This is a genomic window from Streptomyces sp. CO7, from assembly GCF_053474865.1.
In genome coordinates this window covers 1,054,309-1,068,687 of the sequence record NZ_JBRIOU010000002.1, presented here as the reverse complement: position 1 = coordinate 1,068,687, position 14,379 = coordinate 1,054,309, and the positions used below count along the sequence as shown (strand labels likewise).

Sequence of the window (14,379 nt, the reverse complement as noted above, 5' to 3'; positions counted from 1 at the left end):
GCTCCTCGTCGGGTCGCGATCGCCGGCGTCCCGGGCAGGCGGACGCCGTCGGCGGAGCACCAGGCTCGGGCGGACCTCTAAAGCACGCCTAAGGCTCCTGCGGCCGTGCGGGCCTGTCCGGCGGACAGGCCCGCGTCAGAACGCCGCCCGTCGCCGTCATGAAGCTTGTGTTACACACCCGACGACCCGTCCGCGGCTCTTCTAGGCTGAGGCCCGGCCGCCGTCCGCGGGCGGCCGAAGGGAACGGCACGGAGGAGCTACGCACCACGGGGAAGGAACGTGAACGATGAGCGTCGCCGCGGTGGAAACCGTCGAACCCGGCACCGTCCGTACCGAGGAACTGGACCGGCTGCTGCGGGCCGTGGAAGCGGCCGCCGCGGGAGGAGGCCGAGCCGTCGAGCTCGCGGGCGACCCGGGAACGGGCAAGACCAGGCTGCTCTCCGCCCTTGCGCACCGGGCCCGCCGCCAAGGGCTGACGGTCCTGCGGGGGCACTGCACCGAGGCGGGGAGGGCGATCCGCTTCCACCCCTTCACCCAGGCCCTGACGGCCTGGCCGGCGCCGGACGGGTCCGGTGCGCGCGTCCCGCCGGCCGCGTCCCTGGTCCGGGCGCTGGCCGAGGACCCCTCCGCGGGCGGCACGGCCGACTTCACGCAGCGCTGCCTCCACTACACCGAGCTGCGCCACCGGATCGGCGCGTGCCTGTCCGGCGCGCCGGGAGGCCTGCTGCTGATGCTCGACGACTGCCACTGGGCCGATCCGGCATCGGTGGCCCTGCTCGACATGCTGGTCCGGTGGCCCGTCGACGGAGGGCTCGCCCTCGTCGTCGCGCACCGGCCCCGGCAGTCGCCGGTCGAGCTCTCCGCCGTCCTGCGGCACGGCGTCGAGCAGGGCACGGCGGACGCCGTGGAGCTGACCGCGCTGTCCCTGGAACAGACCGGGCGCCTGCTGGGCGCGCCGGTCACCGCCCCCGCCACCGTCCGGCTGCACGAGGCGGGCCGCGGCGTCCCGCTGTACCTGACGATGCTGGCGTCCGCTGAGCGGGCGGACGACGCCCCGGACGTCTTCGCCCCGGGCGGCTCCGCCGCCCGGCTGCTGGCGGAGACGACGTACCTGGAGGAGCCGGTGCGCACCGCGGCCGACGCGGCGGCCGTGCTGGGCGACGCCTTCGACGTCGACTCGGTCGCCGAAGTCGCCGGTCTCGACCGGGACCGGGCCTGCGCGGCACTGGGTGAACTGCGCCGCCGTGACCTGGTGCGTCCCGCCGCCCCTGGCCGGCTGACGTTCCGCCATTCGCTGCTGCGTCAGTGCGTGTACGCGGCGACGGACGCCTGCTGGCGGGCCGGCGCCCATCGCCGGGCCCTGCGGTGGTTCGCCGAGGCCGGCGCGTCGGCCACCGAGCTCGCCCCGCACGTCGCCGGTGCCGGGAGCGCCCCGGATCCGTCGGACCTGCGGGTGCTGGCCTCAGCGGCCCGGGCCGAACTGCACGCGGGGCGGCCCGCCGAGGCCGCGCGCTGGCTCAGCGCGGCGATCCGGATGCAGCGCGCCGTTCCGCAGGCGCCCGGCGAGGTGCTCCTCGGGGCCGAGCTGTGGCGTCCGGTCGTCCAGGCGCTCACCGCGTCCGGCGATGCGGACGCGGTGCGGGTCCTGGTCCGTGAGCTGCTCGCGGCGCCCGTCCTCACCGGCCGGGCCGGCACCCCCGACCGGGTGTCGTCGGCGGTGCTGCTGTCGGCCGTCCTGGCCTCGCTCGGCCTGGACGAGGAGGCGCAGTCCTTGATCGGCGCGGAGCTCGACTCGACGCCGGCGCCGGACTCCGGAGCGCTGGCGCTGCTGCACGTCCAGCAGCGCGTGGTGAAGGTGCTGGCGGGTCAGGTGCCTGTGCGGGCCGACGCGGAAGCGCTGGTGCGGCAGACCGCGGAGGCCGACCCGATGACCGCCGCGGGCGCGCTGGTTCTGCGCGGCATGTGCGCGGTCCTCACCGGCGACACCCGCACCGCGGAGATGGCGCTCTACTCGGCCGCCCAGACGCTCGACGACCTCGACGACGGGCAGCCGGCCGACGAGCAGGAGTCGGTGTACCTGCTCATGCTGAGCTGGGCCGAGGCGCTGATGGGCTGGTACGGACCGGCATGCGGACACGGCGAGCGCGCCCTGTCGGCCGTGCGGGAGCGGGGCGACGCGCATCTGCTCCCGCCTCTGCTCGACACCCTGGCCTACGTCCACCACCAGGCCGGTCACCTGGCGGACGCGCTGAGCACCGCACAGGAGGGCCGGGCGGTGGCCGAGGCCGCCGGTCGCACCGACCACGTCGGTCTCTCCGACGCGATCGCGGCGGCCGCCTGGGCCCAGCTGGGGCAGACGCCGGCCGTGCCCCGCGGCCGCCCGGCCGACGGGGAGCCGTCGCCGGCGCCACGCACCCCGCTCAGCGCGCTGCTGATCGCGGAGTCCCTGCTGGCGGCGGGCGACGGGGCCGCCGCGCTGGCGCTGCTGCTGCCCCGCCGGGAGGCCTGGCGGGTCTCCGAGCCGGTGGCCGTGCTCGCCGCCCGCGGGTACGAACTGCTGGCCGCCGCCGGGGTGCAGAGCGGCGTCGGCGCCGACAGTGTCGAGGAGTGGGCGGACCACGCGGCCGAGGCCGCCTCGGCGGTGGGCCTCCCGGAGCAGCAGGGGCACGCCCTGCTGGCGTGCGGTCACGCGCTGCTGGCGCGCGGTCTGCGGGAGGACGCAGCGCGGTGCTACCGCGACGCCCTCGAACTGTTCGTGGTCAACAGCCCGTCGGGGGCGCGGGCCAAGGAGCTGGCACGCGCCGCGCACCGCGCGGCGGGCGGCCGTCCCGAGCAGGCTCTGACCGAACTGACACTGCGGGAGCGGGAGGTGGCGGCGCTGGCGGGTGAGGGGCGCAAATCCCGTGAGATCGCCGAGGAGTTGCGGGTGAGCCCTCGCACGGTCGACGCCCATCTCACCCGTATATACAGCAAGCTGGGCGTCAACTCACGTGCGGAACTGGCGCGGTTGCTGGCCCTGGCCGGCTGAGCGGCCGGTCGGCGCCCTCCCGGCGGGGGCCGGCCCGACCGTCTCACGCAGCGTCCCGCGGACCAGGCCGGCCACGACGTCCAGGTGCTCGGTCAGGAAGAAGTGGCCTCCGGGGAACACCCGCAGCCGGAACTCCCCCGACGTCCGGCGCCGCCACGCCCGGACCTCCTCGACGGACGCCTCGCCGTCCCGGTCGCCGGACAGGGCCAGCACCGGGCAGCGCAGGACGGGCCCGCTGCTGGGGGTGTACGCCGCCAGCGCCCGGTAGTCCCCGCGCAGCACGGGCAGCATCAGCTCCAGCATGTCCGGGTCGCGCAGCACCTCGGCCCCGGTGCCGCCCAGACTGCGCACCTTGGCCACCAGTGCCGCGTCGTCGGAGAGCCGATCCTGCCCCGGCTCCGCGCAGGCGGGCGCCCGCCGCCCCGAGACGATCAGTGCGGACGGCTCGCCCTGCCCCCGCGCGGCGAGCCGCACCGCCACCTCGTAGGCCAGTGAGGCGCCCATGCTGTGTCCCAGCAGGACCCTGGGCCGGTCGGCGCGGCCCAGTGCCCCGGCGACGTGGTCGGCGAGCGTGTGCAGGTCGGTGGCCGGCGGCTCACGGTGGCGGTCGTGCCGCCCCGGGTACTGCACGGCCGAGACCTCGGCCTCCGGGGCGAGGACGGACGACAGCCGGTGCCAGTAGGCCGCCGAGCCGCCGGCGTGGGGGAAGCAGACGAGTTCGGGGGCGTGGGCGTGGGCCGGGTGGAAGCGCCGCAGCCACAGGTCCCGCGGGTCCGCCGCCATCAGCTCGCCAGTGGCAGGTCGAGGACCCGGTCGGAGGTCAGGATCGCGTGGTGCAGCCGTCTGAGGGAGCGGCAGGGTTCCAGTCCGAGCTCCGCCCGCAGCACCTGCTGCGCCTTGCGGTACACCCGCAGCGCCTCCGCCTGGCGCTCGGCCCGGTACAGCACCAGCATGAGCTGCCGGTAGAAGGACTCGCGCAGCGGGTACTGCGCGATCAGCCCGTCGAGCAGGCTGATCACCTCCCGGTGCCGGCCGAGCGCGGTGCGGGCCTCGACGGACAGCTCCAGGCAGTCCAGCCGCTCCGCCTCCGCCCAGGTCGTGAAGGCGGACAGCGCCGGGCCCTCGGCCAGACCGTCCAGGACTGGTCCGCGCAGCAGCAGGAGCGCCAGCTCGAAGGCTTCAAGGGCGGCCTCGTGACGGCCCGCGTCCTGGTGGTGGCGGCCGTCCCGCGTGAGTTCCTGGAACTCGGCGACGTCGTAGGCGGCGCCGTCCAGGTGCAGCACGTATCCGGACGGCTTGGTGCTGATGGCCCGGCCGTCGGCGTCCCCGGCGGACACGAGGAACTTCCGTAACTGGGAGAGGTAGACGTGCACCGCCGCGGAGGCCCGCCGCGGCGGGCGCGACCCCCACAGTTCGGTGGCCAGCTGGTCCTTGGTGGTGACCCGGCCGGCCCCGAGGAGCAGGGTGGCAAGCGTCATCTCCATCTTGGGGGCGCTGAGGGAGAAGGTCTCCCCGCCGTTCGTGACCCGGAGCGGGCCGAGCAACTCGTAGCGCATCGACACCTCGCGCGATAGCGGGAACAAACTTTCGCTTCGATCTGCATCAACTCTGCAGTTCGCACAGGTGTCCACGCATCGGAGGAAGTACGTACGTAGGCCCGGCCGCCACGGAAACGCGTGCCGCCGGGGCCTCCGAAGGGGGCGCGGCGAGGGCCGGCGGAGAGGGCGCGGCAGGCTCCGGGCGGGGCCGCCCCCGGGGGCAGCGACGGCCCGGGCCGCCCGGCTTTGGACGGGCTTTGGCGCAGGGCCCCATGGTCGGTGCATGCGTCTGCTGCTCGTCCGCCGCCTGGTCGCCCTGGGGCAGGCGGTCATCCGCTTCGGGCTCCTCTGGTGCCCTCCGCCGCCTCCCGAACCACCTGGCCGGCCCGAGCCGTCCGGGCGGCCCGGGTCGCCCGGCGGCCTCACCGGTCCTCCCCCCGGCCACCCCGAACGCCTCTGTGAAGAGGCGCTGCCGCCCGAGCTGGAGCGGCTCCTCAGGGACGGTCTGGGCTGAGGCGAGGCCCGGCAGGTCCTGTCACGCGGCGCGGTCGTCCGCCTCCGCCGGTCCGGCGGGCGCCGGCCCGCGCCGCGGAGCCACGGTGCCGGGCTCGTCGGGGTCGAGCCCGAGGATCCGCTGCAGCGTGCCGATGTCGGCGGACGCGGCCAGCGCGTGGGCGGCCCGCACGGCCAGCGCGCCGCGGCTCGCGATCGGTCGTATCTCCGAGGTGCGCATGGGGAGCCCTTCGTCGAGCGACAGAACCGGCCGTCCGGACGCGCACCAGCGTCGCGCCCGCCCCCACAGACCTCCTCGAGCCGTGCTCGACACCGCGCGGGCGCCCTCGCGCCCGGGGATCAGGAGCGGGCGTACACGTAGGTGCGGAGGACGGGCCAGGTCTGGCTGCCGACGATGCCGTCGGTGGCCAGGCTGTAGCCGTACGCGCTGTTCATGGTGGACTGGAAGCGCTTGGCCGCGGCCCGGGAGTTGGTGCCGAAGACGCCGTCGATCGTGCCGGGGTCGAACCCGGCCCACTTGAGCAGGCACTGGGCCTCGATGCCCGAGCTGGACACCCCGGTGGAGCTCGGGACGACCGACATCCCGTAGTAGCGTCCGGCGTAGGCGTAGGGCTCCTGGATCTCAAAGCTGCAGGTGTACGCCTGGGCGGAGGTGGTGCCGGCGAAGGCCGCCGGTGCGGTGAGGGTGCCGGTGATCAGCACGGCGGCCGTGAGGGCGGTCGCGAGGTTTCTGCGCATGTCGTCCCGTCTCTGGTGTCGGCGCGGCGATGTCGCCGTCGCTCGGCGGTCACTGGGGGCGGGCGCCCGCACGGGGCGCCCGGACACAGGTCGCGGCAGCTCAGGCGTTGTACTCGGCGTACCACCGCAGCGCGGGCCACGTCTCACTGCCGACGATGCCGTCGATGGCGGTGTTGTAGCCGAAGGCGTTGTTCATCAGCGTCTGGAACTTCTTGGTCGCGGCCTGGGAGTTCGGGCCGAAGACGCCGTCGATCGTGCCGGGGTCGAACTTCGCGCGCTTGAGCAGGCACTGGGCCTCGATGCCCGCCGACGTCACCGTGGTACGGCTCGGCACGACCGTGTTGCCGCTGTAGTAGCCGGCGTACGCGTTGCCTCCCGAGACCGAGTAGCGGCAGGTGTACGCCTGGGCGGAGGCGGTGCCCGCGAAGGCGGAGGGGGCGGTGACGGTGACGGCCGTCAGCGTGGCGGCGGTCAGGGCCATGGCGAAGGTTCTGCGCAAGGTCGTCTCTTCTCTCGCGTAGGGGTCCGGCGGGACGCTGCCGACGGCCGACCGGCCGACAGAACTGGCACGTACATGCCATCGACGCAGCTCCACCAGACTGCGGCGATCACGCCTTCTACCGCGATCGGTTCATCAATGATTCGATCAGATTCGAAGCGACGGCCGCGCGGACCCGGCGCCGGCGCCGGCGGAAGCAGGGACTCGGAGGGGCCGTGATCGAACTCACCGTGGACGCGGCGGGGCTCGCCCGGTCCCGCTTCGCCGTCTCGCCGCTGCACGAGATGGCCCTGACCCTGCTGCCCCCGGAGGCACGGCCGGTTCCCGACCCCGACCCGTGGGTCGCCCGTGCCCGGTGCGCGCTGCGCCGTGCGCGGTTGCCGCTGCTGTCGGAACTGGCCCTGGACGAGGGCGGATACGTGCCCGACTTCCTCAGTCCCCACCCGTCGGGGCCGTCGCCCACGGTGGAGGAACAGCTGGCACAGGTCCGGCACACCCCGCCCCGGCGCGTCCTGCGCGAACTGGAGGCCCTCCTCGAGGGGCGCCCCGGGAACGGCCTCGACGGCTGCGGCTCACCGACGGGCGTGCGGCGGGCCATGGCACGCGGCGGCGCCCAGGTGGCCCGCCAGGCCGCGGACGAGCTGCGGCGTTACTGGGAGACGGCCTTCGCCCCGCACTGGGACGCCGCCAGGGCCGCGCTCGACGCGGAGATCGACCGGTGCGCCGGGGTGCTCGCCCGCCGGGGGGCCGCCAGGCTCTTCGACTCGCTCCATCCCGCCATCGACTGGGCCGACGGCACGCTGCGGGTCGAGAGCCGGTTCCGGATCGCCCTCCCCGTACCCCTGGTGGTGGTCGTCCCCTCACTCGTGGCGGCCGGACCGATGGTGGCCGTGGACCCGACGCGCGACGGCGGACGGCCCCCGGTCCTGGTCTACCCGGTGCGCGCCGAGGCGGCGCCCCACACGCTCACATCGACGGCCGCCACCGCCGAGATGGCCCGGCTGCTCGGGCCCACCCGCGCCGGACTGCTGGCCGCCCTGGTCCGGCCGGCGTCCACCACCGAGCTGGCGCTCCGTCACTTCCTTCGCGTCTCCACGGTCTCCTACCACCTCGGCATCCTGCACCGGGCCGGCCTGGTCGCCCGCGCCCGGTCCGGCCGCTCCGTCCTCTACCGCCGCACCCCCGAGGGCTCCCGCCTGGCGGGACGCCGGTGACGCGCCACCGAGCGGTCAGCCACCCGCGGAAGGGCGGCCCTTCAGGCGCGTCAGGACGAACCAGGCTCCGCCCAGGACGACCAGGGCGAGGGGCAGCGCCCCCGGCTCGCCCTCCGTGACAATCATGAACATCATCAGCGCCAGCCCGATCAGGCCGATCGCCACCGGTACCGCCGTCCTCATCCCGCCACCTCTCCGTCGATCACGTCAGGCCAGGTCAGGCCAGGCCAGATATCGAATATCGACGGGTACCTATCGTTTGTCAATAGGAACAGGTGCCGCACGTACCGCCTTCAGCCCACCGCGTCGAGGAGCTGCGGCCCGTTGCTGCGCGTGTTGTTGACGGCCGGGGAGACGGGCCGGGCGTCGAGGTTGCCGTCCGCGGGGCGGGTGAGCAGGGCGCGGAGGTGGTCGGGGTCCTCATGGCGCGGGTCGAGCCAGTCCTCGTAGTGGTCGGCGGCGAGGGCGAGCGGCATGCGGGGGTGGACGCGGCCGGCCTCGTCGGTGGCCTCGGTCGTGATGACGGTGCAGGTCAGCAGCCAGGCGGCGGGGTCGTCCCCGTCCTTGACCTCCGGGTTGCGCCAGAACTCGTAGAGGCCCGCGAGGGCCATGACCTCGCCGTCGGCGGGGTGGATGAAGTACGGCTGCTTGCGCACCTTGCCGGTGGCCTCGTCCTTCACCTGCTCCCACTCGTAGAAGCCGTCCGCCGGCAGCAGGCAGCGGCGGCGGGCGAAGGCGCGGCGGAAGGCCGGCTTGTCGTGCACCGTCTCCACCCGGGCGTTGATCATCCGGGAGCCGATCTTCGGGTCCTTGGCCCAGGAGGGCACCAGGCCCCAGCGCGGCGTCCGCAGTTCCCTGCGCACCGGCGCCCCCTCGTCCGCGCCGCGCGGGGCGCGTTCGAGGACGGCGTAGACCTCGTCCGTGGGGGCGACGTTCCAGTTCTGTTCCAGGGTCTCCTCGGGGCGCCATTCCACCACGTCGAAGATCCGGGTCAGTTCCTGAGGACTACGGGTGGAGACGTAACGGCCGCACATGCCTCCACTGTGGCACGGCCGGCGCGTGCGAACGAGGCGACCTTCCCGCGGCGCAGGAGTTCGTCGTCGCCCGCCGTCACCAGCCAGCCGGCGTGCGCGGTGAGGGCGCGGACTCCGGAGGTCCCGGCGAGCGGCGTCCAGTGCGGGTCGGTGGGCAGGCGGGCGAGCAGCGCGCCGGCGGCGTCCAGGGCGAACAATCTGCCGTTGGCGGCGGTGAGGCGGCGCAGGGGCCGCTCCCCGGGGGAGACGGTGTCGCGCTCCCACTGGTCCGGCGTGGCGAAGGAACTCCTCCACAGGTCGCCGTCCGCGGTCAGGAGGTGGAAGGCGCAGTCGGCGACGGCGAGGCCGACCGCGTCCCGCGGCGCGGGGCACAGGTCGAGCCAGCCGTCGCGCTCGCGCCGGAGCAGCCTGCCGTCGGCGGTGACGCCGTAGAGGCCGCAGCCCACCTGGCCGGCCGCCTCGCGGGGTGCGGCCAGCGCCACCACTCCCCCGCCCGGTCCCACCGGCTGCCAGGGCAGGTTCTGGCCGCACAGTTCGCGGCCGAGGAGCCGGCCGTCGGGGCCGATGCCGTACAGGGTGCGGCCCTGGACCGCGAGGGCCCGCAGCCCGGCGGCGTCGCCGACGACCTCCCAGTCGGGGAGGGCGGTGGAGAGCCGGTCCAGGACGTTGCGGGTGATCCGGTCCACCACGGGGTCGTCCAGGGCGTGGCCCCAGTTGACGGTCGCCGCGTTGAAGACGGTGCCGGCGCCGCTGGTGAAGACCCCCATGGTGGCGGCGCCGCCCTGGCCGTGGGCGCTCCAGTGCCGCAGGTCGGCGGTGGCCAGCACCACGAAGGTGGGCGGGGTGCCGTCGTGGCAGGTGACCCGGGGGACGCCGTGGACCTCCCGGTACTCGGCGGCGTCGGTCTCGTAGCCGAGACAGCCCTGGCCGAACTTGTCGCCGTCGCCGAGCCCGGTGCCCTCGAAGACCCAGTGTCCGGCGAAGCGCGCGGTGTACGACTCCTCGAGCATCCGTGCCATGTGCGGGCCCCAGATGCCCGCGCCGGCGCGGAAGCTGACGCCGGTGAGGCCGTTCTCGGGCCGGCCGGTGGCGGACCACTCGACGGTGGCCAGGGCGGGGTCGGCACACGGGTCGTCGAGGGCGTCGCGGTGGCAGACCATGGTGCGCCCGTCGTCCTCCAGCCTGATCTGCCACCAGGCGGTGTTGCCGGAGAAGAAGGCCGCGTTGCCGCCCTGCCGGACGAACTCCTCGACGCAGTCGCGCATCCCGGCCGACCAGTACTCGTCGTGGCCGTTGACGACCAGCAGCCGGTGTCCGGAGAGCAGGTCGCGGCCGTCGTGGAGGTCGAGGTTGGAGCAGTAGGCCACCTGGTAGCCGGCCGGCCGCAGCCAGCGCAGCAGTCCTTCCTCCCACCGCTCGGGCGGTGGCCCTCCGCCGGGGCGGTCGAAGCTCACCCTGCGGGCGCGGGTGGGCGACTCCGTCCAGTAGAGGCCCTCTCCGGGTTCGCCGGCGCGGTTGTACGCCTGCCAGGTGGTGAACGGGACGCTGACCAGGACGGGCGCGGTGGGGACGGCCTCCCGGACGACGAACCAGACCTCGTGGTCCGCCGGGGCGGCCGTGCCGGGCAGCGTCCGGGGGCGGTCCTCGTCGGGCACGTCGCCGAACCGGGCGCGGTAGAGGGAGCTGGGCCAGTCCTCGGGGATCTCCAGCTCCCACCAGGGGCCGGCGGCCCGGCCCCGCAGGACGGCGCGCCCGTCGGCGGCGTCGGTGACCGTCACCGGCACCGCTCCGGGCGCCTCCAGCCGGAACCCGAGCGTCCCGCCCTGCGGACAGGAGGTGGCGGTGGCCCAGGCGGTGACGGTCATGCGCCGGCCTCGGCGACCAGCAGGGACTCCAGGTCGAGCAGGAACTGCTCCATGCGCCGGCGCGGCAGGAAGTGGGTGTCGGCGGTCAGCGAGACCTCCAGGTCGCCGCCGACGTGCACGCAGAAGCGGCAGTTGAGCCGGTCCTGGCTGAGCGGCCAGGACAGGGTGGTGGCCGGGAGGGCGGCCCGGATCTCCTCCGGTGTGCGCGGCGCCGGGCCGGGTTCGGCGAAACGCTGGTCGTTGAAGCAGCACAGGGGCTGCACCCAGTCGCCCCGCATCCGGTCCAGCGGGTCGTGGAAGGCGCTGCGGTAGGCCCGCAGGGAGGCGGAGCCGGCGGCGCCCAGCAGGTCGTCCAGGCCGCGGTCGGCCCCGTCGAGGACGAAGACGCCCTCCTGGGACACCATGCTGACGATTTTTGCGGTGTCCGGCCGGAAGCGGTTGTGCACGATCGGCAGCACCACGCTCCGGTCCTGCCCCGTGTAACGGTTCACCAGCGCGGCGGTGGCGGTGAGCAGCACGGTGGAGGTGGAGGTGTGGTGGCGGGCGGCGACGGCCCGCGCGGCCAGGCCGAGCGCCGGGGAGAAGAGCTGGGCGCGCCAGACCCGGGGCCGGTCGATGCGGTCGGCCTCCGGGGTCTCCCGGGCGAACATCACCTGGTGGGGGACGGCCTCCCAGACGGCGGCGGCCCGCCTGGCGACCCGGCGGCCCTCGGGCCCCGCCTGCCAGCGGGCGAGGTCGAGCGGGCTGGCCGCGGGGGGCCGGCCGGCGTCGGCGCCCCGCAGCAGCAGCATCCTCAGGTCGCGGACGGCTATGTCCGCGCCGAGCCCGTCGGCGGCGAGGTGGCAGAAGGCGAGCACGACGTGGGTGACCCGGGGCCCGTCGGTGACCAGGGCGACCCTCAGCGGCCATTCACGCTCGTAGTCGAACCGGGTGGAGCACAGCTGGGTGAGCAGTTTCTCCGGGTCGTCGGTGGAGAGCAGCACCGGCAGCTCCCCGCCCTCCGCGAGCCGCTGGCGCGGGAGGTCGCCGCCGCCGGGCAGGTCGAGCCGGGTGCGCAGCGAGTCGTGGGTGCCGAGCAGCGCGGCGAGCGCGGCGGTCGTCTCGTCGAGGGAGCGGACGCCGGGGACCTTCAGGACGCGGCCGAAGTTGAAGTAGTGGTCGTCCGGCGCGGTCCGTTCGATGGCGTCCCAGATCGCCAGCTGGCCCCAGGTGAGGGGGCCGGTGCCGCCGGACGGCCCGGCGAAGGGGATGATCACCGGTGCTCCAGGTGGTCGGCGAGGGCGCCGAGGTCGTCCAGCATCGTCCAGTCCCGCTCGCCGAGGTCGAGTTCGACGTCGAACTCGCTCTCCACCGCGTCGATCAGCCGCATCCGGGACAGCGAGGTGAGCCCGAGCACGGAGAGCGGGACGCCCGCGTCGCGGGCCTGCTCGGCGGGGATGTCGCCGTCCGAGGCCTCGGCGACGAGTTCCGCGAGCCGTTGCGTGATCTCGTCTCTGGTCATGTGCTTCCTTCCTGCGACGGTGTGGTGCGGTGGTGCGGTGGTGCGGTGTCCTCGCGCGCCGGCGGTGCGCCGGTCCGGTCAGGACGGTTCCTGGGCGAGCAGCAGGGCTGCCTCCTCGTCGGTGAGCTGTTCGAGCTCGGCGAGCAGCCGGTCCTCCAGCGCCCGGGCGACGCCCTCGACGGTGCCCTGGTCGAAGAGGGTGCGGATGGGCAGGTCGACGTCGGTGGCGGCGCGCAGCCGGGCGATCACCCGGACGGCGAGCAGGGAGTGGCCGCCGAGGGCGAAGAAGTCGTCCAGCGCGCCGATGCGGGGGGTGTCGAGGACTTCGGCGTATACCTCGGCGACCAGCAGTTCGGCGTCGGTGCGCGGGGCGGTCCACTCCTGGGTGCGGACCGGCGCGGGGAGCGCGGCCCGGTCGAGCTTGCCGCTGGGGGTGAGCGGCAGTGCGTCCAGTTCCACCCAGGCGGCGGGCACCAGGTGCGGGGGGAGGGTGGCGCGCAGCTCGTCCGGGAGGGTCCCCGGGTCGCCGACGGTGTAGCCGACCAGGGTCTGGCCGTGGACGGCGACGGCGCCGCGGCCGCCGAGGTGGGCCTCGATCTCGCCGGGTTCGATCCGGAAGCCGCGGAGCTTGACCTGGTCGTCGAGGCGGCCGAGGAATTCCAGGCGGCCGTCGGGCCGCAGCCGGGCGCGGTCGCCGGTGCGGTAGTACCGCTCCCCGTCGAGCAGCGGGAAGCGTTCGGCGGTGAGGTCGGGCCGGCCGAGGTAGCCGTCGGCGAGGCCTGCGCCGCCGACGCACAGTTCGCCGGGGGCGCCGGGCGGCGCCTTCTCGCCGTGCGGGCCGAGCAGGACGACGCGGGCGCCGCCGACCGGGCGTCCGATGGGGGGCCGTCCTTCGCTGGGCTCGCCGGTGAGTTCGTCGGCGGTGCAGATGACGGTGGCCTCGGTGGGGCCGTAGGTGTTGACGAGCCGGACGCGGTCGCCGAACCGTTCGCGCCACCGGGTGACGGCGCTCTCGTGGACCTGTTCGCCGCCGAGGACGACCAGGCGCAGGGTGTCCGGCCAGGGGATGTCGTCGATCACCTCGACCAGGTGGTGCCAGTAGGCGGTCGGCAGGTCGAGGACGGTGACGCCGTCGAGGTGTTCGGGCAGGGTGACGGCGCCCTCGGGGAGCAGCTCGAGGCGGGCCCCGGAGGCGAGCGCGGGGAAGATCTCCTCGACGTGGGTGTCGAAGCTGAGCGCGGCGAACTGCACGACGCGGTCCTCGGGGCGCAGCTCGTATGCCTCCCGCATCCAGGCGACGCGGGCGGCGAGCGCGGCGTGGCCGACCACGACGCCCTTGGGGACGCCGGTGGAGCCGGAGGTGTAGATGACGTAGGCGGCGTCGGTCGCGGTGGTGCCGGGCAGCGGCTGCGGTCCGTCCGGGGTGAGGACGACGCGGGCGCCGCTGTCCTCGGCCATGTGGGCGAGGCGCTGCTCGGGGTAGTCCGGGTCGAGGGGGAGGTAGGCGCTGCCGGCGCGCCAGGCGGCGAGCATCGCGGCGACGGCGTCGGGGTGCCGGCCGAGGCGGATGCCGACCACCGCGCCGTGGGGCAGTGCGGCGGCGAGTTCGGTGGCGCGGGCGTCGAGTTGGGCGTAGGTCAGGCTCAGCTCCCCGCAGGCGACGGCCACCCGGTCGGGGTGCTCGCGTACGGCGCGGGCGAGGAGTTCGGGGACGGTGGGGAGGGCTTCCGCGAGGGGCGGTCCTTCGAGGACCGGGGTGTCCTGCGAGGTGAGCAGGGGGAGGGCGGAGAGCGGGGTGGCCTCGTGGTCGGGCAGGGCGCGCAGGAGCTGCCCGAACCGCTCGGCGAACCGGGTCATGGTGGATTCCTCGAACAGCCCCGCGTCGTAGACGAGGGTGACGACGAGTTCCCGGTCGTCGTGCCAGGCCTCCAGCATCAGTTCGAACTTGGCCTGCTGGAAGCCGTGGTCGAAGGGGGTGCTGCGCAGTCCGGCGAAGGCGTCGGCGGGGCGGTGGGTCTGCTGGTTGTGCAGGATTGCCATGGTCTGGAACAGCGGGGTGCTCGACAGGTCGCGTTCCACCCGCAGTTCGGCGACCAGTTGCTCGAACGGGACGTCCTGGTGGGCGAAGGCCCCGAGGACGTCGTCGCGGGTGCGGCGCAGCAGTTCGGCGACGTCGGGGTCCTCGGAGAGGTCGCCGCGCAGGACGAGGACGTCGGTGAGGTAGCCGACGACGTCCTCCAGTTCCAGGCGTTCGCGGCCGGCGGTGGCGGTGCCGACGAGGATGTCGTGGTGGCCGGTGTGCCGGGCGAGCAGGGTCTGGTAGGCGGCGAGCAGCACCATGAACAGGGTGCAGCCGTGGGCGCGGCCGAGTCGGGTGAGGGCGTCGGCCTCGCGGGCGTCGAGGCGGATGGGCACCACGGCGCCGCGGCGGGCGGGCGCGGGGGTGCGG

The 14,379-nt window shown here is 74.8% G+C and carries 14 protein-coding genes; 3 read left to right on the top strand and 11 right to left on the bottom strand.

Going from position 1 to position 14,379, the window contains the following annotated elements; all coding sequences use genetic code 11:
• Window positions 1–286 precede the first annotated feature (286 nt).
• Entirely contained in the window at window positions 287–3,028 is a 2,742-nt protein-coding gene (locus ACOV8S_RS06845) for an ATP-binding protein (protein WP_448316706.1), read from the top strand.
• Here the strand turns inward: ACOV8S_RS06845 and ACOV8S_RS06840 are convergent.
• Together ACOV8S_RS06840 and ACOV8S_RS06835 are read right to left on the bottom strand one after the other, a co-directional pair.
• Window positions 2,987–3,811 carry a thioesterase II family protein gene (locus tag ACOV8S_RS06840; RefSeq protein WP_448316704.1) on the bottom strand — a complete coding sequence of 275 codons (825 nt, stop codon included), beginning with the start codon at window positions 3,809–3,811 and terminating at the stop codon, window positions 2,987–2,989. The genes ACOV8S_RS06845 and ACOV8S_RS06840 overlap by 42 nt on opposite strands.
• Window positions 3,811–4,584 (bottom strand): AfsR/SARP family transcriptional regulator, encoded by a 774-nt coding sequence (locus ACOV8S_RS06835; protein WP_448316702.1) that lies wholly within the window; start codon window positions 4,582–4,584, stop codon window positions 3,811–3,813. Before ACOV8S_RS06835 ends, ACOV8S_RS06840 begins: the two co-directional genes overlap by 1 nt.
• Before the next feature lie 265 nt (window positions 4,585–4,849).
• Here ACOV8S_RS06835 and ACOV8S_RS06830 point away from each other — a divergent pair, with 265 nt between their 5' ends.
• Window positions 4,850–5,080, top strand: a complete 231-nt coding sequence (locus ACOV8S_RS06830) for a DUF6059 family protein (protein WP_448316701.1) — start codon at window positions 4,850–4,852, stop codon at window positions 5,078–5,080.
• A 21-nt stretch (window positions 5,081–5,101) separates the two neighbouring features.
• On the opposite strand, the gene ACOV8S_RS06825 is transcribed toward ACOV8S_RS06830, so the two are convergent.
• The 3 genes from ACOV8S_RS06825 to ACOV8S_RS06815 all read right to left on the bottom strand — a co-directional run bounded on the left by ACOV8S_RS06825 (window position 5,102) and on the right by ACOV8S_RS06815 (window position 6,316).
• Window positions 5,102–5,299 carry a hypothetical protein gene (locus tag ACOV8S_RS06825; protein ID WP_448316700.1) on the bottom strand — a complete coding sequence of 66 codons (198 nt, stop codon included), beginning with the start codon at window positions 5,297–5,299 and terminating at the stop codon, window positions 5,102–5,104.
• A gap of 119 nt (window positions 5,300–5,418) precedes the next feature.
• The gene (locus tag ACOV8S_RS06820) at window positions 5,419–5,817 is read right to left on the bottom strand and encodes a peptidoglycan-binding domain-containing protein (protein WP_448316698.1); all 399 of its coding nucleotides are present in this window, start codon (window positions 5,815–5,817) and stop codon (window positions 5,419–5,421) included.
• 100 nt (window positions 5,818–5,917) lie between these two features.
• Complete coding sequence (locus ACOV8S_RS06815; protein WP_448316696.1) at window positions 5,918–6,316, bottom strand: peptidoglycan-binding domain-containing protein; 399 nt, start codon at window positions 6,314–6,316, stop codon at window positions 5,918–5,920.
• Between the two features lie 215 nt (window positions 6,317–6,531).
• On the opposite strand from ACOV8S_RS06815, the gene ACOV8S_RS06810 reads away from it, so the two are divergent.
• Window positions 6,532–7,530, top strand: a complete 999-nt coding sequence (locus ACOV8S_RS06810) for an ArsR/SmtB family transcription factor (RefSeq protein ID WP_448316694.1) — start codon at window positions 6,532–6,534, stop codon at window positions 7,528–7,530.
• A gap of 15 nt (window positions 7,531–7,545) precedes the next feature.
• Here the strand turns inward: ACOV8S_RS06810 and ACOV8S_RS06805 are convergent, their stop codons facing one another.
• The 6 genes from ACOV8S_RS06805 to ACOV8S_RS06780 all read right to left on the bottom strand — a co-directional run.
• Window positions 7,546–7,713 carry a hypothetical protein gene (locus ACOV8S_RS06805; RefSeq protein WP_448316693.1) on the bottom strand — a complete coding sequence of 56 codons (168 nt, stop codon included), beginning with the start codon at window positions 7,711–7,713 and terminating at the stop codon, window positions 7,546–7,548.
• A 110-nt stretch (window positions 7,714–7,823) separates the two neighbouring features.
• Window positions 7,824–8,564, bottom strand: a complete 741-nt coding sequence (locus ACOV8S_RS06800; protein ID WP_448316692.1) for an SOS response-associated peptidase — start codon at window positions 8,562–8,564, stop codon at window positions 7,824–7,826.
• Entirely contained in the window at window positions 8,522–10,429 is a 1,908-nt protein-coding gene (locus ACOV8S_RS06795) for a N,N-dimethylformamidase beta subunit family domain-containing protein (protein ID WP_448316690.1), read from the bottom strand. The genes ACOV8S_RS06800 and ACOV8S_RS06795 overlap by 43 nt, the downstream gene beginning before the upstream one ends.
• Complete coding sequence (locus ACOV8S_RS06790; protein ID WP_448316688.1) at window positions 10,426–11,685, bottom strand: condensation domain-containing protein; 1,260 nt, start codon at window positions 11,683–11,685, stop codon at window positions 10,426–10,428. Before ACOV8S_RS06790 ends, ACOV8S_RS06795 begins: the two co-directional genes overlap by 4 nt.
• The gene (locus tag ACOV8S_RS06785) at window positions 11,682–11,930 is read right to left on the bottom strand and encodes an acyl carrier protein (RefSeq protein WP_448316686.1); all 249 of its coding nucleotides are present in this window, start codon (window positions 11,928–11,930) and stop codon (window positions 11,682–11,684) included. Before ACOV8S_RS06785 ends, ACOV8S_RS06790 begins: the two co-directional genes overlap by 4 nt.
• Window positions 11,931–12,008: 78 nt before the next feature.
• Window positions 12,009–14,379: non-ribosomal peptide synthetase (locus ACOV8S_RS06780; protein WP_448316684.1), on the bottom strand; the 2,371-nt coding region annotated here is incomplete at its 5' end.